Annotated in this window: 17 protein-coding genes; 7 read left to right on the top strand and 10 right to left on the bottom strand. The window is 51.9% G+C overall.

Going from position 1 to position 18995, the window contains the following annotated elements:
* Nucleotides 1-37: 37 nt before the first annotated feature.
* Complete coding sequence (gene mutT, locus GF617_RS05130; RefSeq protein ID WP_181622258.1) at nt 38-430, top strand: 8-oxo-dGTP diphosphatase MutT; 393 nt, start codon at nt 38-40, stop codon at nt 428-430.
* A gap of 31 nt (nt 431-461) precedes the next feature.
* On the opposite strand, the gene yacG is transcribed toward mutT, so the two are convergent.
* Genes yacG through coaE form a run of 3 tightly spaced genes read right to left on the bottom strand, consistent with a single transcriptional unit; the run spans nt 462 to nt 2032 of the window.
* Nucleotides 462-659 carry a DNA gyrase inhibitor YacG gene (gene yacG, locus GF617_RS05125; protein WP_181622259.1) on the bottom strand — a complete coding sequence of 66 codons (198 nt, stop codon included), beginning with the start codon at nt 657-659 and terminating at the stop codon, nt 462-464.
* Between the two features lie 9 nt (nt 660-668).
* Nucleotides 669-1412 (bottom strand): cell division protein ZapD, encoded by a 744-nt coding sequence (gene zapD / locus GF617_RS05120; RefSeq protein ID WP_181622260.1) that lies wholly within the window; start codon nt 1410-1412, stop codon nt 669-671.
* Nucleotides 1412-2032, bottom strand: a complete 621-nt coding sequence (coaE, locus tag GF617_RS05115) for a dephospho-CoA kinase (RefSeq protein ID WP_203451228.1) — start codon at nt 2030-2032, stop codon at nt 1412-1414. The genes zapD and coaE overlap by 1 nt, the downstream gene beginning before the upstream one ends.
* A 228-nt stretch (nt 2033-2260) precedes the next feature.
* On the opposite strand from coaE, the gene GF617_RS05110 reads away from it, so the two are divergent.
* Nucleotides 2261-3304, top strand: a complete 1044-nt coding sequence (locus tag GF617_RS05110; RefSeq protein WP_181622262.1) for a GMP reductase — start codon at nt 2261-2263, stop codon at nt 3302-3304.
* 34 nt (nt 3305-3338) lie between these two features.
* On the opposite strand, the gene hofC is transcribed toward GF617_RS05110, so the two are convergent.
* The 4 genes from hofC to nadC form a co-directional block, all read right to left on the bottom strand.
* Nucleotides 3339-4535, bottom strand: a complete 1197-nt coding sequence (hofC, locus tag GF617_RS05105) for a protein transport protein HofC (RefSeq protein WP_203451227.1) — start codon at nt 4533-4535, stop codon at nt 3339-3341.
* The gene (gene gspE, locus GF617_RS05100; RefSeq protein WP_181623689.1) at nt 4525-5910 is read right to left on the bottom strand and encodes a type II secretion system protein GspE; all 1386 of its coding nucleotides are present in this window, start codon (nt 5908-5910) and stop codon (nt 4525-4527) included. Before gspE ends, hofC begins: the two co-directional genes overlap by 11 nt.
* A 12-nt stretch (nt 5911-5922) precedes the next feature.
* A complete protein-coding gene (gene ppdD, locus GF617_RS05095) occupies nt 5923-6360 on the bottom strand; it encodes a prepilin peptidase-dependent pilin (RefSeq protein WP_181622264.1) in 438 nt (145 codons plus the stop codon).
* Between the two features lie 176 nt (nt 6361-6536).
* On the bottom strand, nt 6537-7430 hold the full coding sequence (nadC, locus tag GF617_RS05090; RefSeq protein WP_203451226.1) for a carboxylating nicotinate-nucleotide diphosphorylase: 894 nt from the start codon (nt 7428-7430) through the stop codon (nt 6537-6539).
* Nucleotides 7431-7517: 87 nt separating this feature from the next.
* On the opposite strand from nadC, the gene ampD reads away from it, so the two are divergent.
* Nucleotides 7518-8081 (top strand): 1,6-anhydro-N-acetylmuramyl-L-alanine amidase AmpD, encoded by a 564-nt coding sequence (gene ampD / locus GF617_RS05085; RefSeq protein ID WP_181622266.1) that lies wholly within the window; start codon nt 7518-7520, stop codon nt 8079-8081.
* Nucleotides 8078-8932 (top strand): beta-lactamase regulator AmpE, encoded by an 855-nt coding sequence (gene ampE / locus GF617_RS05080; RefSeq protein WP_203451225.1) that lies wholly within the window; start codon nt 8078-8080, stop codon nt 8930-8932. Before ampD ends, ampE begins: the two co-directional genes overlap by 4 nt.
* A gap of 18 nt (nt 8933-8950) precedes the next feature.
* Here the strand turns inward: ampE and GF617_RS05075 are convergent, their stop codons facing one another.
* From GF617_RS05075 to aroP, 3 genes are all read right to left on the bottom strand, one after another.
* The gene (locus GF617_RS05075; protein WP_181622268.1) at nt 8951-9901 is read right to left on the bottom strand and encodes a family 43 glycosylhydrolase; all 951 of its coding nucleotides are present in this window, start codon (nt 9899-9901) and stop codon (nt 8951-8953) included.
* Nucleotides 9902-9911: 10 nt separating this feature from the next.
* Nucleotides 9912-11309 carry a glycoside-pentoside-hexuronide (GPH):cation symporter gene (locus tag GF617_RS05070; protein WP_181622269.1) on the bottom strand — a complete coding sequence of 466 codons (1398 nt, stop codon included), beginning with the start codon at nt 11307-11309 and terminating at the stop codon, nt 9912-9914.
* Nucleotides 11310-11473: 164 nt separating this feature from the next.
* A complete protein-coding gene (gene aroP, locus GF617_RS05065; RefSeq protein WP_203451224.1) occupies nt 11474-12844 on the bottom strand; it encodes an aromatic amino acid transporter AroP in 1371 nt (456 codons plus the stop codon).
* A 539-nt stretch (nt 12845-13383) separates the two neighbouring features.
* On the opposite strand from aroP, the gene pdhR reads away from it, so the two are divergent.
* From pdhR to aceF, 3 genes are all read left to right on the top strand, one after another.
* Nucleotides 13384-14148 (top strand): pyruvate dehydrogenase complex transcriptional repressor PdhR, encoded by a 765-nt coding sequence (pdhR, locus tag GF617_RS05060; RefSeq protein WP_181622271.1) that lies wholly within the window; start codon nt 13384-13386, stop codon nt 14146-14148.
* Nucleotides 14149-14391: 243 nt separating this feature from the next.
* Nucleotides 14392-17055: a pyruvate dehydrogenase (acetyl-transferring), homodimeric type gene (aceE, locus tag GF617_RS05055; protein ID WP_181622272.1), complete on the top strand. Its 2664-nt coding sequence runs from the start codon at nt 14392-14394 to the stop codon at nt 17053-17055.
* Nucleotides 17056-17069: 14 nt separating this feature from the next.
* Nucleotides 17070-18956: a pyruvate dehydrogenase complex dihydrolipoyllysine-residue acetyltransferase gene (aceF, locus tag GF617_RS05050; RefSeq protein WP_203451223.1), complete on the top strand. Its 1887-nt coding sequence runs from the start codon at nt 17070-17072 to the stop codon at nt 18954-18956.
* Nucleotides 18957-18995: the final 39 nt, after the last annotated feature.

Raw genomic sequence — 18995 nt, 5'->3', positions numbered from 1 at the left:
GCGCAGATATCTGCGCCTTTTTTATGGAAGTGACAATATGAAAATACTGCAAATCGCTGTCGGGATTATCCGCAACCCACATAATCAAATCTTCATTACCCAACGTGCCGCCGATGCACACATGGCAAACAAGTGGGAATTTCCTGGAGGCAAAATTGAGTCAGGCGAAACGCCGGAACAGGCGCTGATTCGTGAACTTCAGGAAGAGGTGGGCATCACGCCTCTGAACCCCTCGCTTTTCGATAAACTTGAGTATCAGTTCCCGGATCGCCATATCACTTTGTGGTTCTGGCTGGTTGAGAACTGGGAAGGTGAACCCTGGGGAAAAGAAGGGCAACCGGGTAACTGGATTGAGCTTCAGGCGCTGGATGCCGACAAATTCCCGCCAGCAAATGAGCCTGTTATTACCCGATTAATACGAGGCGCTTGAGCCTGCTTAGCGAAACGCCAGCAGGCTTGTATTATGACTGCTGGTCTTCGCTCCAGTTATCACTATCAGAAAGATCGCCTGCGCTTGGAATGCGTTTCTCCTCTGCGGCCCACTCGCCTAAATCAATAAGCTGGCAGCGTTTAGAGCAGAAAGGGCGGAAAGGACTGCTTTCACCCCAGACAACGGTTTTTCCGCAGGTCGGGCAGTTGACCATGGTTACATCAGACATCGGTACTCCTTAACAGCAGGCCAGTTCAAAATCGAGGCGATCCGGCACTGTGCCATTTTCGCTATCCAGCGGCATGAATCGAATGGCAAAACGACTCTTATGCCCGGAAATCTGCGGATAAAGTTGATCGTTCAGTGACAAATTCAGACGCAGCAGATCGGCATCATCCCCATTATCCTGATAAAAACCGTTCAGACTGGTTTGTTTGCGGAACGGCGCTGAGTTTCGGATAAGATCGAGGATTAGCAAAAGTGTCTGCTGCATCGGCTCCAGACTGTTCAGCCAATTTTTTACCTGCGTATCACGCTGCTCTTGAGGCATGTGTAGCCACATATGAAGCGTTGGCAGGTCAAAACTACAGCACCCCCCTGGAATACTCAGGCGTTGACGAACCAGCCCGATGAGGCGGTCTTCCCGTAAAAATTGTCCCACACGTGGTGCAGACATCAGGACGCTACTGCTGTTTTTCAGCTGCTGGCGAAGTGAGTCGATACGGCTCTGATCGACCCCTGGAACTTCCGTCCACGCCTGTAATTTGCGCTGTTGGCGCTCCAGCTCTTTCAGCAGCTCGGTGCGCACATCGCCGCGTTCGATCACATCCAGCAAGTCGCCCACATTGCGGAAAAAATGCAGTGCGGTGGCGTGGTCGCTAATCGGGAGGTGATGTGAAAGCTGTTGAATCAAAAATTCAATGCGTAACCAGGTACGCATTTTTTCGTTAAGTGGGTGCTCAAAAAGGATGTGAGTTGGCATTATGATTTTTCCTGTGCAACGGCCTGCGCGGCGAACGTCAGATACTGCTCGTGCAGACGGGCAACATCCGATGCAATGGCATCTGGTGCGCCGTTATTATCAATAACATCATCCGCAACAGCAAGGCGTGCTTCACGCGTGACCTGGGCGGCAAGAATTTGTTCAGCATGTGCTCGGGAAACGTTGTCCCGTGCCATTGTCCGTTGGATCTGAGTTTCGGGGGAAACATCGATGACCAGTACGCGATCGGCTTTTTTCTGAAGCTGATTTTCAACAAGCAATGGAACAACCCATAGCACGTAAGGGGATGTGGCATCTGCAATCTGACGCTGTGTTTCCTGATGGATAATGGGGTGGAGGAGGGCATTGAGCCAGGCTTTCTCCGCAGGCTGTGAAAAAATATGTTCACGAAGCCGACGCCGGTTAAGCGTGCCATCGGAATGAATTATTTCATCCCCGAAATGAGCCTGAATAGCGTTTAACGCAGGTGTATTTGGTTCTACCACCTGACGGGCAATGATATCAGCATCAATAATCGCGATGCCCAGATGAGAAAAAGCGTCTGCAACGGTACTTTTGCCACTACCGATGCCGCCCGTTAATGCGACGATGTACCCCATTAAATCAAATCCTGGGAATTATTCATTATTAAAATCAGTTGGTTAAATTTCAAACTTATCACGGCGAAAGGTTCAATCGCATCACCCGCTTTTTACCAGGTAAATTTATAGGATTGTAGCGTAAAAAAAGAGAATTTCGCAGTCTTGCGGAGCAGGTATTAGTGCGTATGATAACGTCACTGGAGTTGTGCTTTTAACATATTTGCCTCTAACCCCAGGAATCCGCACATGCGTATCGAAGAAGATCTGAAGTTAGGTTTCAAAGACGTTCTTATCCGCCCTAAACGCTCTACACTGAAAAGCCGCTCAGACGTTGAACTCGAACGTCAATTCACCTTTAAACATTCCGGTCAGACCTGGTCTGGCGTGCCAATCATCGCGGCCAATATGGACACGGTGGGGACGTTCGAGATGGCAGCTGCGCTGGCTAAATTTGACGTGCTGACTGCTGTTCACAAACACTACAGCTCAGAAGAGTGGAATGCGTTCGTTTCGTCTGCTTCTGAAGATGTGCTGAAGCATGTGATGGTATCTACGGGCACATCTGATGCCGACTTCGAAAAAACCAAACAAATTTTGAATGCTAACCCGGTGCTCAATTTTGTCTGTATTGACGTGGCAAATGGATATTCCGAGCACTTTGTGCAGTTTGTCAGCAAGGCGCGTCAAGCCTGGCCGACGAAAACCATTATTGCGGGCAACGTGGTCACGGGTGAAATGTGTGAAGAACTGATCCTTTCCGGCGCAGATATCGTGAAAGTGGGCATTGGCCCGGGGTCTGTCTGCACGACGCGTGTGAAAACAGGGGTAGGCTATCCGCAGCTCTCCGCCGTGATTGAGTGCGCTGATGCGGCGCATGGCCTTGGTGGTCAAATCATCAGTGACGGAGGGTGCACCATGCCTGGTGATGTTGCTAAAGCCTTTGGCGGCGGCGCAGACTTCGTGATGCTGGGTGGAATGCTGGCTGGCCATGAAGAGAGCGGCGGTGTTGTCGTTGAAGAAAATGGCGAGAAATTTATGCTGTTCTATGGCATGAGTTCTGAATCAGCGATGACTCGTCACGTGGGTGGCGTGGCAAAATATCGCGCCGCAGAAGGGAAAACCGTGAAGCTGCCTCTGCGTGGACCGGTAGAAAATACGGCGCGCGATGTCCTCGGTGGTCTGCGTTCAGCCTGCACCTATGTGGGCGCATCCCGCCTGAAAGAGCTGACGAAACGCACGACGTTTATCCGCGTTCAGGAACAAGAAAACCGCGTTTTCAATAGCCTGTAATCGTCTCCCGCTGGTGCATGCCTGTGCGCCAGCATTATCCTGCACTCATGGCATCGCCCAGATGAAAAATGGGCAGATACATCGCGACGACCAGCGTTCCGATAATCACACCTGTCACTATCAGCAATAAAGGCTCCAGAAGTACGGCCAGCTCGTCAGCAAGCAGGAATGTTTGCTCGGTGTGGTGACGGGCAAGATTCGCCATCATGATATCGAGCGCCCCGGAAACTTCGCCTGTACGTACCAGTTGAATGCATAGCGGTGTGAATACCGTGGCTTTCTGGAGGGAGGACCAGACTGGCATTCCTTGCTCGATTCGTCCTCTGACTTCCTTGAGCCGTTCCTGCCAGAATAGATTATCAACGGTACTTTCGGCACTCTCCAGCCCTTGTAAAAAGGCAATACCAGCGTGCTGGGTGAGTGTCAGCACCGTAAATATTTGCCCCAGCTTTTGTCCTTTAGCTAGCGATCCCAGTACCGGTATACTTAGAACAAAACGATGGCGAAAATGCTGCCAGCGCGGATGCCGCCGTAGAATCCAGCCGAGACCAGCAGGGAAAAGCAGTGATGTAAGAAGTACCATTCCCCACTGATGAATAAATGCGGCCAGCCTCAGGATCCACTGTGTCAGCAAGGGAAGCGGTGTGCTAAAGGTTTTGTAGATAGCGGCGAACTCCGGTAATACCAGCGTAACCATGGCTATCACAACCGTTATCGCCAGCGTCAGAATGATCAACGGATAGCGCAGCGCTTTTTTCACTTTTGTGCTGAGTTGTTGTTGGGATTTTTGTTGCTCGGCAAGTTGCCGACAACACTCTTCCAGTTTTCCCGTTAGCTCGCCAGTTCTTACCATTGCGACATACAGCGGGCTAAAAACAGTAGGCCACTCTTTTAATGCTTCAGAGAATGCTCGTCCTTCGCTGAGATCGTCGGCGAGACTTTGCAGCAATGCCTGCCACTGTTTCAAAGGGTGCTGTTGCGCCAGCATATGCAGGCTTTCTGAGAGCGTGAGGCCAGCTTGCAACAATGTGGCGAGTTGCCTGAAAATCTCGTAGCAATGGTGTGTTTGCCACCGATACTTCTGCATACAGCGAGTGAGCTTCAACGGATAAAGCGCTTTTCGTATTAATTTTGCGTTGGCGGTTTCGCTATTTGTGGCCCAGATCGTACCATTTTGCAGTTCGCCTTCTTCTGTCATGGCCCGCCAGTGCCAGAGTTGGTTAGTCTCCATTGGGCATACCCAGCACGCGCAACAGTTCTTCTATAGTGGTCAATCCTTGTTCGATGGCCAGACAGCCATGTTCAAACAAAGACATCATTCCCGCTTGCCGGGCACTGGTTTCGACGACGTCTACAGACACCCCGCTGGCAATGGCTTGCCGGAGAGAATCATCGACGGTGAGTACTTCAAAAAGCGCAATGCGGCCATAAAACCCGTGATAGCAGCGATCGCAACCTGTGGCTTGCCACTGAGGGAGCTGTCGGGGCCATACTGAACGGGGAAGTGTCGTTTTGTCGGGAGCCTCTTTCCGGCAATGCGGGCACAGGCGACGAACAAGGCGTTGGGCAATAACCATAGAGAGTGCAGAAGAGAGCATCCAGCGGGCAACTCCCATTTGCTGTAGGCGAATCAACGTTTCAGCCGTTGAATTAGTGTGAAGAGTCGAAAGCACCAGATGTCCGGTTTGCGCGGCTTTAATGGCAATTTCTGCCGTTTCGCTATCACGGATTTCACCGACCATAATAATGTCCGGATCCTGGCGGAGCAGGGCGCGAAGCACGCTTTGAAACGTTAAGCCTGCACGGGGATTGATTTGTGTCTGGTTGAGTCCTGAAAGGGGGATCTCAATAGGGTCTTCTACACTGCAAATGTTGACGTCGGGAGTGTTCCGCGCCTGCAATGCACTGTAGAGAGTGACCGTTTTTCCGCTACCCGTAGGTCCTGTTACCAGGAGCAAACCTTGCGGCTTATTGAGTACCTCATCAAAGCGCCTTTGTTGGTCAGTGCTCATACCCAACTGATTAACCTCAAGCGCCTGTTGAACCTGGTGTAGTAAGCGGAGCACGATTTTTTCTCCGCCATTGCAGGGAAGTGTGGCGATGCGAAAGGAGACCGGGGTGTTAGCCAGTTCAACCGTAAACTGACCATCCTGCGGTAACCTGCGTTCTGCAATATCCAGCTGGCTCAGTACTTTTAACCGGGCGGTGAGAGTGGCCGCTAAGGCCACTGAAAGGGAGGGTTGCGGGTAGAGCACGCCATCAATGCGTAAACGAATCTGACAACCCTGCTCTGTTGGTTCTATGTGAATGTCGGATGCCCGTTGCTTTAACGCGTGCAAAAGCGTGCGGTTAAGAATATCGACAGCCGACCCAGTAGCCTCAGAGGTCACTGGCAGATGTGATTTTGCCATGGCCTGCTGGTGTTTCTCCATCCGCTCGACCGTCCAGCACTCGATATCAAGACGCTTTTGTGTGGTGAAGCGCAAAGCATCCATCAGCTCTGTCGTGGGATTGCCCACAACGGCGATACTGATCGTGTCGGCATCGCTGGTGAGTAACTGCGCCTGGTGACGCAGGCATAAGGTTGTGAGTTGTTCTAAATTCATCATCAGCTCCTGTTATTGACGTTCGAAGCGGAAGACGTCTTCACAGGCCTGTTTGAGCGAGGTGTCATTAGCGATATTGCAGTTTCGTACCCAGCCCGTCATGCCATTGCCATCATTCCATTGCGGTGTCATCACCACGTCAAGCCCGGTCAGGCTCTCCTGACCGGTGAGGGCCACTACCCCTTTTGCCACACTCATTCCGGAGACATAACGCGAAGTGGTTGGTGCGGGGATACCATTGCTGCCACCGTCACAGTTATCCACCCCACCATGATCCAGGGCGCAAAGCTCAATAGCGGTGCGATAGGGAATAAATGTTTGCAGCATATCGGTCAGGGCTGCTTTTCGAAGGTAGTTCTGGTAAGCCGGAACGCCAATTGCGCTCAAAATAGCAATAATGCCAATAACGACCATTAGCTCAATAAGGGTGAATCCCTGTTGTCTGTTCATTTCTGCTCCTTAGGTTAGATGGCGCTACTGTGGCAGCGCAAAGGCACAGAAACGAGGGGCAAAAAAGAGAACGTGAAGGGGCTTTCAGGCGTTTTCGGGAGAGTTACAGTTCAGGACAACAGATTTGCGTGTGTCTTCGTAATTCCCCTCCCCGACGGGAGAGGGGAAGCATGCGGCTATTTGAAGCGCATCGAAAGGTCGAGTGCCCGGATGTGTTTGGTGAGTGCCCCTACGGAGATAAAGTCCACACCAGTTTCGGCAAACTCACGCAGTGTCTCCTGAGTGACGTTACCGGAAACCTCAAGCTGTGCCTGACCATTGGTACGTTTAACGGCTTCACGCATCTGGTCGGTTTCGAAGTTATCCAGCATGATGATGTCGGCTCCGGCCTTGATGGCATCATCCAGTTCGTCCAGATTTTCCACCTCAACTTCGACCGGTACATCAGGGTGCAGCCAGAAGGCCTTTTCTACCGCCTGACGGACGGAGCCTGAAGCAATAATGTGGTTCTCTTTGATCAGGAAGGCGTCGGATAACCCCAATCGATGGTTTGCCCCACCACCACACAGCACTGCGTACTTCAGTGCGGTGCGCAGGCCTGGCAGTGTTTTACGGGTATCCAGCAATTGGGTACGCGTTCCTGCCAGCAGATCCACATAGCGGCGCACTTCACTCGCCACACCGGATAAGGTTTGCACGAAGTTAAGCGCGGTGCGTTCACCTGTCAGTAGCACACGGGATGGACCATCAAGTTCAAACAGTGACTGGTTGGCTGAAATAGCATCGCCATCTGCGACATGCCAGGTGACTTGAACGTCGTCACCCGCGAGTTGGGTAAAGACCTCTTCCACCCAACGTTTTCCGCAAAATACCCCGTCTTCACGGGTAATAATGACCGCGTGAGAGCGTGTCTCTTTTGGCAACAATTGTGCGGTAATATCGTTGTCGGCATTAACGTCGCCGCCCAGATCTTCTTTCAGGGCATGGGCAACGCTTGCCGGAATATCCATATTAATACGTTCCAGAAGCACGTCACGTCGGTGGTCGGGGTTATAGCGGCGAGGCGGCATGATAAAACTCCAAATTGGTAACGAATCATAATATTGAAACATGCTACTCTGAACCGGGTAACAGCACCATACATAAGGAGTTCCAGCATGTTGTTAGAAAACGGATGGCTGGTGGATGCGCGGCATGTGCCCTCGCCGCACCATGACAGCCGCCCGGAGGATGAGATGCCCTCACTGCTGGTTGTTCATAATATTAGTCTCCCACCGGGTGAGTTTGGCGGACCGTGGATCGATGCATTATTCACAGGAACGATTGATCCTGAAGCCCATCCTTTTTTTGCAGAGATTGCGCATCTGCGTGTTTCAGCGCATTGCTTGATCCGCCGTGACGGGGAAATTGTCCAGTATGTTCCATTTGATCAGCGCGCCTGGCATGCGGGTGTATCGCTGTATCAGGGGCGTGAGCGTTGCAATGATTTCTCTATAGGAATCGAACTGGAAGGCACGGACACCACACCGTATACCGATGCGCAGTATCAGCAACTGGTTGCGGTGACACAGACGCTTATTGGATTGTATCCCGCCATTGCCGGGAATATCACGGGACACAGTGATATCGCGCCGGTAAGAAAAACCGATCCCGGACCGGCATTTGACTGGTCCCGGTTTCGCGCCATGCTTACCGCTTCGTCAGAAAAGGAGATGACATGACGTTGTTTACCATGCTGCTGGTTATGATCGCTGAACGGTTGTTTAAACTCGGCGAACACTGGCAATTGGATCATCGGCTGGAGGTGTTTTTCCGCCGCATTAAACATTTCTCTATGCTGCAAACGCTGTTGATGACGGCTGTCGTCATGCTTGTCGTGTTCTTGCTGCTGCGCTCGCTCCACGGTCTTTTTTTCAATGTGCCGCTGTTGGTGGTGTGGATCGTACTTGGCGTCTTGTGTATCGGGGCGGGCAAAGTGCGTTTGCACTATCATGCTTATCTGAAAGCTGCATCCCGCGATGATGCTCATGCCCGTGGTGCGATGGCGAGTGAATTAACGCTAATCCATGGCGTTCCACCGGATTGTAACGAACGTGATTTTCTTCGCGAATTGCAAAACGCGCTGCTGTGGATTAACTATCGCTTTTATATTGCCCCGTTGTTCTGGTTTGTGGTGGGAGGTCCATGGGGGCCGGTATTGCTTATGGGATATGCGTTTCTGCGCGCCTGGCAAACCTGGCTTGCCCGCTACCTGACACCGCACGAACGTCTGCAATCGGGTATTGATGCCATTCTGCATGTGCTCGACTGGTTGCCGGTTCGCCTTGTTGGTGTGGTGTATGCGTTAATTGGCCACGGTGAGAAAGCGCTTCCTGCGTGGTTTGCTTCCCTTGCCGATCGCCACTCCTCGCAGTATCAGGTGTTAACCCGCCTGGCACAATTCTCCCTGGCGCGTGAACCTCATAGTGACAAAGTGGAAACGCCAAAAGCGGCCGTATCAATGGCGAAGAAAACGTCATTTGTGGTGGTCGTTATTGTGGCGCTGTTGACCATTTACGGTACGCTGGTTTAACCCAGCGCACCGTTGTCTTCAAAGCGTATCTGCGGGCGGGATGCCAAAATCAGGCATCCCATTTTCATTCCAGCGAACCAGTTTCAGGCGGGTATGGCGGTTGGGATCATAAAGCGGATCCCCTTCAATTTCGGTGTAGTTACGTGCGTGATACACCAGCACATCTTCGCCATCCTCTGTTTGCGTAAAGCTGTTATGCCCTGGTCCATACTGGCGGTTTTCATAGCTGGTGGTGAACACCGGGCGTGACGCTTTGTGCCAGTTGGCCGGATTTTGTGGGTCAGCATGCATATCTACCCACAGTAATCCCATGCAGTAGTTCTCATCGGTGGCGCTGGCGGAATAACTGATAAACAGTTTATTGCTATGTACCAACACTGCCGGGCCTTCATTGACCCAAAAACCGCGACACTCCCAGTCATACTCTGGTTTGCTGAGCATGACGGGCTCGCCCTTGAGCGTCCAGGGGTTTTCCATTTCACACAGATACAGGTTGGAATTGCCGGAAATATCCGGGGCTTTTTGCGCCCACAGATACCAGCGCTTGCCCTGATGGACAAACGTGGTTGCGTCCAGTGCAAAGGTATCGAATGGGGTTTTGATTTGCCCCTTTTCACGCCATGTTCCCGTGAGCGGATCGCTATGGGAACATTCCAGGGCGAACATGCGATGCTGGAACATGCCGAGTTTATCGAGCGCCTGGGTATGCGCAGCCGCAAAATAGATGTACCACTTACCATCAATGTGGTGCAGCTCGGGCGCCCAGATAAGCTCGCACATCGGGCCAGTGTCAGGTTTTCGCCACACCACCACGTCTTCAGCGCGGCGAAGGCCTTCCAGTGTGTCTGCGCGGCGGATTGCCAGCCTGTCATATTCCGGTACAGAGGCAATAAAATAGTACTGTCCATCATGACGCAGAATATAGGGGTCGGCACGTTGCTCAATAAACGGGTTTGGCCAGGTTTTCATTCGGCTTTCCTTATTTCGTCTCTGCGGCTTTCAGTTCCTGATAGTCGTTCAGTTCACGGTAATTGGTACGACGTTTTTCCAGATCGGCCTGTATTTGTTTCATCAATTCTCGATCCACTTTTAACAGGCGAACCACGCCAGCAGTGATCAAATATCCGACGCCTGGGATCACCGTAAACAGCAGTACGATCCCGTTGATGGCATCAGCACTTTGGGCTTTCGCGCCAGCGTCGTAACCGTACCAGGAGAGCAGGAAGCCCACCATAGCGCCCGCAACAGCCAGCCCCAACTTGAGGAAGAAAATATTGCCGGAGAAGCTGATTCCGGTGATACGTTTCCCTGTTTTCCATTCGCCATAATCATCAACATCCGCCATTAACGACCAGTGCAGCGGGGAAGGGATCTGATGCAAAATGTTCAGCAGGAAGTAGAGAACGACGATTGTGACTGTCGCTTTTGGATCGAAGAAGTAGAACGCGCTGGAGAAGATTGCCAGCACGATGTTGGTCCAGAAGAACACCTTTAATTTACACCAGCGGTCAGTTAACACTTTCGCCAGCATACTGCCGAGCATCATGCCCACTACGCCAAGGCTGATAAACAGCGTGGCAAAATGGGTGCTTTGCCCCATCACCCAGGTGACGTAATACATTGTTGCCGCCATGCGGATAAAGCCAGGACAGACGTTGCAGAGCGTGAGCAGCAGGATGCGCACCCATTGATCGTTTTTCCACACATCCTTGAGATCGTTTTTCAGCTCATCGTTGGTCTGAACAGCCGGGCGGACGCGCTCGCGTACAGTAGAAAAGCAAAACAGGAACATACATGTGCCGATCAGAGCCAGCACGGTCATCGCCATCTGGTAGCCCCTGGCTTTGTTATCGCCCCCAAACCAGTCGGCCATTGGCAACAGGGTTAATGACAGCAGTAACGTGGCAATGCCGACCAGCACAAAACGCCAGGACTGGCAGGCAACGCGCTCTTTCGGATCGTTGGTAATGACGCCGCCCAGCGAGCAATAGGGGATATTGATGGCCGTATAGGTGAGCGACAGCAGGAAATAGGTGACAAAGGCATAGATAACTTTGCTGTTGTAGCTCCAGTCCGGTGTGGTGAACATGAGGATGCTAAAGAGCGCGTAGGGGAAGGCAATCCATAATAACCATGGACGAAAACGACCATACTTGCTGCGGGTACGGTCGGCAATCGCTCCCATAATAGGGTCGGTTATTGCATCAATGACACGGACCGAAAGCAACAATACGCCAACCAGTGCAGGCGCTAGCCCAAAAATATCCGTATAGAAATAGTTAACAAACAACATAATAGCGCCGAAGATGATATTGCATCCCGCGTCGCCCATCCCATAGCCGATCTTTTCTTTCACTGATAATTTGGTGTTATCCATCGACAGCTCTCCGAGTAACGGTATGGAGAGAATTATTTGCCTGCAAATGAATATATGCGTTGCAGTATTGGGGTGGTGATATGGATTAAATAGCTATTGGCGCGAATTTGTGAGGGAGGTAACAACACGCTGTACCCGCAAAAAGCGGGTACAGCGGAGAGGGATTAATGTGCTTTTACTGCTTTGGCATTTTTCTGTTTACACAGGTAGCCGATACCGAGGATCACAATCCATACCGGGATCAGATAAACGGAGATCGCCATACCCGGAGTCATCAACATAATGACCAGTACTGCCGCCATGAACAGCAGGCATACCCAGTTACCCAGAGGATAGAACAGCGCAGGGAAGCGAGTGGTCACGCCTTGCTGTTGTTTCGCACGACGGAACTTGATGTGTGCCAGGCTAATCATCGCCCAGTTGATCACCAGAGCTGAGACCACCAGAGCCATCAGCAGGCCAAAAGCGGACTCCGGAGCCAGATAGTTAATCAGCACGCACAGTGCAGTCACAACGGCTGACACCAGGATGGTATTTACCGGTACACCACGCTTGTCGACGTTGAGCAATGCTTTCGGTGCGTTGCCTTGTTGCGCCAGACCGAACAGCATGCGGCTGTTGCAGTATACGCAACTGTTGTACACCGACAGCGCTGCCGTCAGGACCACCACGTTCAGGGCATTCGCGACGAAAGTATCCCCCAGTTCGTGGAAGATCAACACGAATGGACTGGTATCAGCCGTTACGCGTGTCCATGGCAGCAGAGAAAGCAGAACGGCCAGTGAACCCACATAGAAAATCAGAATACGGTAGATCACCTGGTTGGTGGCTTTCGGGATGCTCTGCTCCGGGTTATCCGCTTCTGCTGCGGTAATGCCGACCAGTTCCAGCCCCCCGAAGGAGAACATGATAATCGCCATCATCATGACAAGCCCGGTCATGCCGTGAGGCAGGAATCCACCTTGTTCCCACAGGTTACGAACGGTGGCTTGTGGGCCGCCGTTGCCGCTGAACAGCAGCCAGCCTCCAAAGATGATCATCGCAACAACCGCGATTACTTTGATGATAGCGAACCAGAACTCCATCTCCCCGAACACTTTTACGTTAGTCAGGTTGATGGCGTTAATGATAACGAAGAAGGCAGCCGCAGAAGCCCAGGTTGGGATATCCGGATACCAGAACTGAATATATTTACCCACAGCGGTCAGTTCAGCCATGGCAACCAGAACGTACAACACCCAGTAGTTCCAGCCAGAGGCGAAGCCCGCGAAACCTCCCCAGTATGTATAGGCGAAGTGACTGAAAGAGCCGGCCACCGGCTCTTCAACGACCATCTCACCTAGCTGACGCATGATCAGAAAAGCGATAAAACCAGCGATAGCGTAACCCAGAATAATGCCTGGACCGGCGGACTGGATTACGGATGCGCTCCCCAGAAACAGGCCTGTACCGATAGCACCACCCAATGCGATGAGCTGTATGTGGCGGTTTTTGAGGCCGCGCTTTAGCTGATCGCCGTGCTGTTGACCTTCCATTAGAAAACCTCGTGTGTGGTTGTTATGTTCACGCTCAGGCGTGTGTAATTATGAAAGTCCATTTCATGTATTATTTTCTTTACGGACTAATAAAATGAAATATTCGGAACTGTCTTCCTTAGGGGCAAGAATAGTGATAAGTGCGAATGAATGCACCTGCTTTATGAAAGGATGATGACGAGTTGAATAAAAAGAGAGCATTTGTAAATCCTGCCCATTAATCGTTCCTCTGCTACCTATAGAATAAAAATGCTCCTTAAGTGGGCGAATTTTCATTATTTTCGTTGTTGAATCGCTTCAGATTGCAAATTCCATCGTTTCAATAAGGTTAAAACCACCTCTTTGGTAGTAATCATTTCATTTGTGCAAAGTTACATAACTGAAACGTTATTTCTGTAAGGTTGTTAAAATGTGCAGGGTTTACTGATTTCAATCAAAACCAATATGGACAGAAGGTGAATACTTTGTTACTTTAGCGATACGAATATGAAATTGGTAAGACCAATTGACTCCGGGCAAAAAGGCGTAAGACAGGGAATATGGCCTACAGCAAAATTCGCCAACCAAAACTATCCGATGTGATTGAGCAGCAGCTGGAGTTTTTGATCCTTGAGGGGACACTGCGCCCCGGTGAAAAACTCCCGCCTGAACGCGAGCTGGCAAAACAGTTCGACGTTTCCCGTCCCTCTCTGCGTGAGGCGATTCAACGCCTTGAAGCAAAGGGCTTGCTGCTTCGTCGCCAGGGCGGCGGAACCTTTGTGCAAAACAGCCTGTGGCAGAGCTTCAGCGATCCGCTGGTAGAACTTCTCTCTGACCACCCAGAATCCCAGTTTGACCTGCTAGAGACCCGTCACGCGCTTGAAGGCATTGCAGCTTATTACGCTGCGCTTCGTAGCAATGATGAAGATCGTGAGCGCATACGCGAACTCCATCAAGCCATTGAACGGGCACAGCAGTCCGGCGATCTCGACGCCGAGTCTGATGCCGTCGTCCAGTATCAAATTGCCGTTACCGAAGCGGCGCATAATGTGGTGTTGCTTCACTTGCTACGCTGCATGGAACCGATGCTGTCCCAAAATGTTCGTCAGAATTTTGAATTGTTGTATGCCCGTCGGGAAATGCTTCCGCTGGTCAGCAACCATCGCACCCGAGTATTCGAGGCGATAATGGCCGGGGAACCGGAGCAGGCGCGTGAAGCGTCGCACCGCCATCTGGCTTTCATTGAGGAAATCTTGCTGGACCGCAGCCGTGAACAATCGCGTCGCGAACGTTCACTTCGCCGCATACAGCAACGAAAGGATTAAGCGCCAGGTTTTTTTAGAGCGCGGCAACTAAACGCAGAACCTGTCTTATTGTGCTTTTAGTTTTCGAAATAGTTCGGGTTGTATCGCGGCGGCAAGCGCGCGAATCCCTGGGAGCATAGTGAGCTATGTGACCAGGGTGAGGAAGCGCAGCCAACAAAGAGACAGCCTGAAATAGGAAGAAAAAGAACACAATGGGACAGGTTCCAGACAAATTAACGTACTAGATAGATAAGGAATACCCCCATGTCAGAACGTCTCCAAAATGACGTGGATCCGATCGAAACTCGCGACTGGCTACAGGCGATCGAATCGGTCATCCGTGAAGAAGGTGTTGAGCGTGCTCAGTATCTGATTGATCAGCTGCTTTCAGAAGCCCGTAAAGGTGGCGTGAAGGTAGCGGCAGGTGCAGGGGCTAGCAACTACGTAAACACGATTGCCGTCGAAGACGAACCGGAATACCCGGGCAATCTGGATCTGGAACGTCGTATCCGTTCTGCAATCCGCTGGAACGCGATTATGACCGTTCTGCGCGCATCCAAGAAAGACCTGGAACTGGGTGGCCACATGGCATCCTTCCAGTCTTCAGCAACCGTTTATGAAGTGTGCTTCAACCACTTCTTCCGTGCACGTAACGAGAAAGACGGCGGCGATCTGGTTTACTTCCAGGGTCACATCTCCCCTGGTATCTATGCACGTGCATTCCTGGAAGGTCGTCTGACTGAAGAGCAGATGAACAACTTCCGTCAGGAAGTTCACGGTAAAGGTCTGTCTTCTTACCCGCACCCTAAACTGATGCCTGAATTCTGGCAGTTCCCGACCGTGTCTATGGGTCTGGGCCCAATCGGTGCGATCTACCAGGCGAAGTTCCTGAAATATCTGGAACACCGTGGTCTGAAAGATACCTCTGAACAAACCGTTTACGCTTTCCTGGGCGACGGTGAAATGGATGAGCCAGAATCTAAAGGGGCGATTACTATCGCTACCCGTGAGAAACTGGACAACCTGTGCTTCATTATCAACTGTAACCTGCAACGTCTGGATGGTCCGGTAACCGGCAACGGCAAGATCATCAACGAACTGGAAGGCATCTTCGCAGGTGCTGGCTGGAACGTGATCAAAGTGATGTGGGGCGGTCGTTGGGATGAGCTGCTGCGTAAAGATACCAGCGGTAAACTGATCCAACTGATGAACGAAACCGTTGACGGCGACTACCAGACCTTCAAATCCAAAGACGGTGCATACGTTCGCGAGCACTTCTTCGGTAAATACCCAGAAACCGCAGCGCTGGTTGCAGACTGGACTGACGAGCAGATTTGGGCCCTGAACCGTGGTGGCCACGATCCGAAGAAAGTCTACGCTGCACTGAAAAAAGCGCAGGACACCAAAGGTAAAGCGACTGTGATCCTGGCCCACACCATCAAAGGTTATGGCATGGGGGATACCGCTGAAGGTAAAAACATCGCTCACCAGGTTAAGAAAATGAACATGGACGGCGTGCGTTATATCCGCGACCGTTTCAATGTGCCAGTGACCGATGAGCAGGTTGAAAACCTGTCTTACCTCACCTTCCCGGAAGGTTCTGAAGAGCACAAGTACCTGCACGAACGTCGTCAGGCACTGAAAGGCTACCTGCCATCTCGTCAGCCTAACTTCTCCGAGAAACTGGAACTGCCTGCGCTGGAAGACTTCTCTCAGCTGCTGGAAGAACAGAACAAAGAAATCTCCACTACTATCGCTTTCGTTCGTGCCCTGAACGTGATGCTGAAGAACAAGTCGATCAAAGATCGTCTGGTTCCAATCATTGCTGATGAAGCACGTACTTTCGGTATGGAAGGTCTGTTCCGTCAGATCGGTATCTACAGCCCGAACGGCCAGCAGTACACCCCGCAGGACCGTGAGCAGGTTGCATATTACAAAGAAGACGAGAAAGGTCAGATCCTGCAGGAAGGTATCAACGAGCTGGGTGCAGGCGCGTCCTGGCTGGCTGCTGCGACCTCTTACAGCACCAACGATCTGCCAATGATTCCGTTCTACATCTACTACTCCATGTTCGGTTTCCAGCGTATCGGTGACCTGTGCTGGCAGGCTGGCGACCAACAGGCTCGCGGCTTCCTGGTAGGGGGAACTTCCGGTCGTACGACACTGAACGGTGAAGGCCTGCAGCACGAAGATGGTCACAGCCACATTCAGTCTCTGACTATCCCTAACTGTATCTCTTACGACCCGTCTTACGCATACGAAGTGGCTGTCATCATGCATGATGGTCTGGAGCGTATGTACGGTGAGAAACAAGAGAACGTTTACTACTACATCACCACGCTGAACGAAAACTACCACATGCCGGCGATGCCAGCAGGTGCAGAGGAAGGTATCCGTAAAGGTATCTACAAACTCGAAACCGTTGCAGGTAGCAAAGGTAAAGTTCAGCTGTTGGGCTCCGGTTCTATCCTGCGTCACGTACGTGAAGCCGCACAGATCCTGGCGAACGACTACGGTGTAGGTTCTGACGTCTACAGCGTAACCTCCTTCACTGAACTGGCTCGTGATGGCCAGGATTGTGAGCGCTGGAACATGCTGCACCCAATGGAAACGCCGCGCGTTCCGTACATCGCTCAGGTGATGAACGATGCTCCAGCGGTGGCTTCTACTGACTATATGAAACTGTTCGCAGAGCAGGTTCGTACCTACGTACCAGCTGATGATTATCGCGTACTGGGTACTGACGGCTTCGGTCGTTCTGACAGCCGTGAAAACCTGCGTCACCACTTCGAAGTTGATGCTTCTTATGTGGTTGTAGCAGCACTGGGCGAACTGGCTAAACGTGGCGAAATCGACAAGAAAGTGGTGGCAGAAGCAATCACCAAGTTCAACATCGATGCTGAAAAAGTTAACCCGCGTCTGGCGTAAGAGGTAAAAGAATAATGGCTATCGAAATCAATGTACCGGACATCGGGGCTGATGAAGTTGAAATCACCGAGATCCTGGTCAAAGTAGGCGACAAAGTTGAAGCAGAACAGTCGCTGATCACCGTAGAAGGCGATAAAGCCTCTATGGAAGTCCCGTCTCCTCAGGCTGGCATCGTTAAAGAGATCAAAGTCTCTGTTGGCGATAAAACCGAGACGGGCAAACTGATCATGATTTTCGATTCCGCTGACGGTGCAGCAACTGCTGCACCTGCGCAGGAAGAGAAGAAAGCCGCTCCGGCCGCTGCACCAGCAGCTGCCGCGGCAGCGAAAGAAGTCAACGTGCCTGACATCGGCGGTGACGAAGTTGAAGTGACCGAAATCCTGGTGAAAGTGGGCGACACCGTTGCGGCTGAACAGTCCCTGATCACCGTAGAAGGCGACAAAGCCTCTATGGAAGTTCCGGCTCCGTTCGCGGGTACGGTTAAAGAGATCAAAATCAACACCGGTGACAAAGTGTCTACTGGCTCCCTGATCATGGTCTTCGAAGTGGCGGGTGCTGCACCTGCTGCCGCGCCTGCACAGGCCGCTGCTCCGGCAGCCGCTGCACCAGCTGTTGCTGGCGGCGCGAAAGACGTTAACGTACCAGACATCGGCGGTGACGAAGTCGAAGTGACCGAAGTGATGGTGAAAGTCGGCGACAAAGTTGCTGCTGAACAATCACTGATCACCGTTGAAGGCGACAAAGCGTCCATGGAAGTGCCTGCGCCATTCGCGGGTACGGTTAAAGAGATCAAAATCAGCACTGGTGACAAAGTGTCTACCGGTTCCCTGATCATGGTCTTCGAAGTGGAAGGCGCTGCACCTGCCGCCGCTCCGGTTGCTGCTCCAGCACCTGCTGCTGCACCGGCTCAGGCGGCTAAACCTGCTGCTGCCCCAGCTGCGAAGGCGGAAGGCAAATCTGAATTCGCTGAAAACGACGCTTACGTTCACGCGACTCCACTGATTCGTCGCCTGGCGCGCGAATTCGGTGTGAACCTGGCGAAAGTGAAAGGGACTGGCCGTAAAGGTCGTATCCTGCGCGAAGACGTTCAGACTTATGTGAAAGACGCGGTGAAACGCGCTGAAGCTGCACCTGCTGCTGCCAGTGGCGGTGGTATTCCGGGCATGCTGCCATGGCCAAAAGTGGACTTCAGCAAGTTTGGCGAAATCGAAGAAGTTGAACTGGGTCGTATCCAGAAAATCTCTGGTGCTAACCTGAGCCGTAACTGGGTGATGATCCCGCACGTTACGCACTTCGACAAAACCGATATCACTGACCTGGAAGCGTTCCGTAAACAGCAGAACGCAGAAGCTGAGAAGCGTAAACTGGATGTGAAATTCACCCCAGTCGTCTTCATCATGAAAGCGGTTGCTGCTGCGCTTGAGCAGATGCCTCGTTTCAACAGCTCCCTGTCCGAAGATGCACAGCGTCTGACGCTGAAAAAATACATCAACATCGGTGTGGCGGTTGATACGCCAAATGGTCTGGTTGTTCCGGTCTTCAAAGACGTGAACAAGAAGAGCATTACCGAGCTGTCTCGTGAACTGACTGTGATCTCCAAGAAAGCGCGTGATGGTAAGTTGACTGCTGGCGAAATGCAGGGCGGTTGCTTCACTATCTCCAGCATCGGTGGCCTGGGTACAACCCACTTCGCACCGATTGTTAACGCGCCGGAAGTGGCTATCCTCGGTGTGTCCAAATCCGCGATTGAGCCGGTATGGAACGGTAAAGAGTTTACTCCGCGTCTGATGATGCCGATTTCTCTTTCCTTCGACCACCGCGTGATCGACGGTGCTGATGGTGCGCGCTTTATCACCATCATCAACAACACCCTGAGCGATATTCGCCGCCTGGTGATGTAATCGAAAAGCCGGCCAATCGGCCGGCTTTTTTCTGATAAT

It is taken from the genome of Lelliottia sp. RWM.1 (assembly GCF_016859735.1).
GTDB lineage: Bacteria > Pseudomonadota > Gammaproteobacteria > Enterobacterales > Enterobacteriaceae > Enterobacter.
Note: the sequence above shows the minus strand (reverse complement) of the source record. Positions and strands in the feature narration are given on the sequence as shown.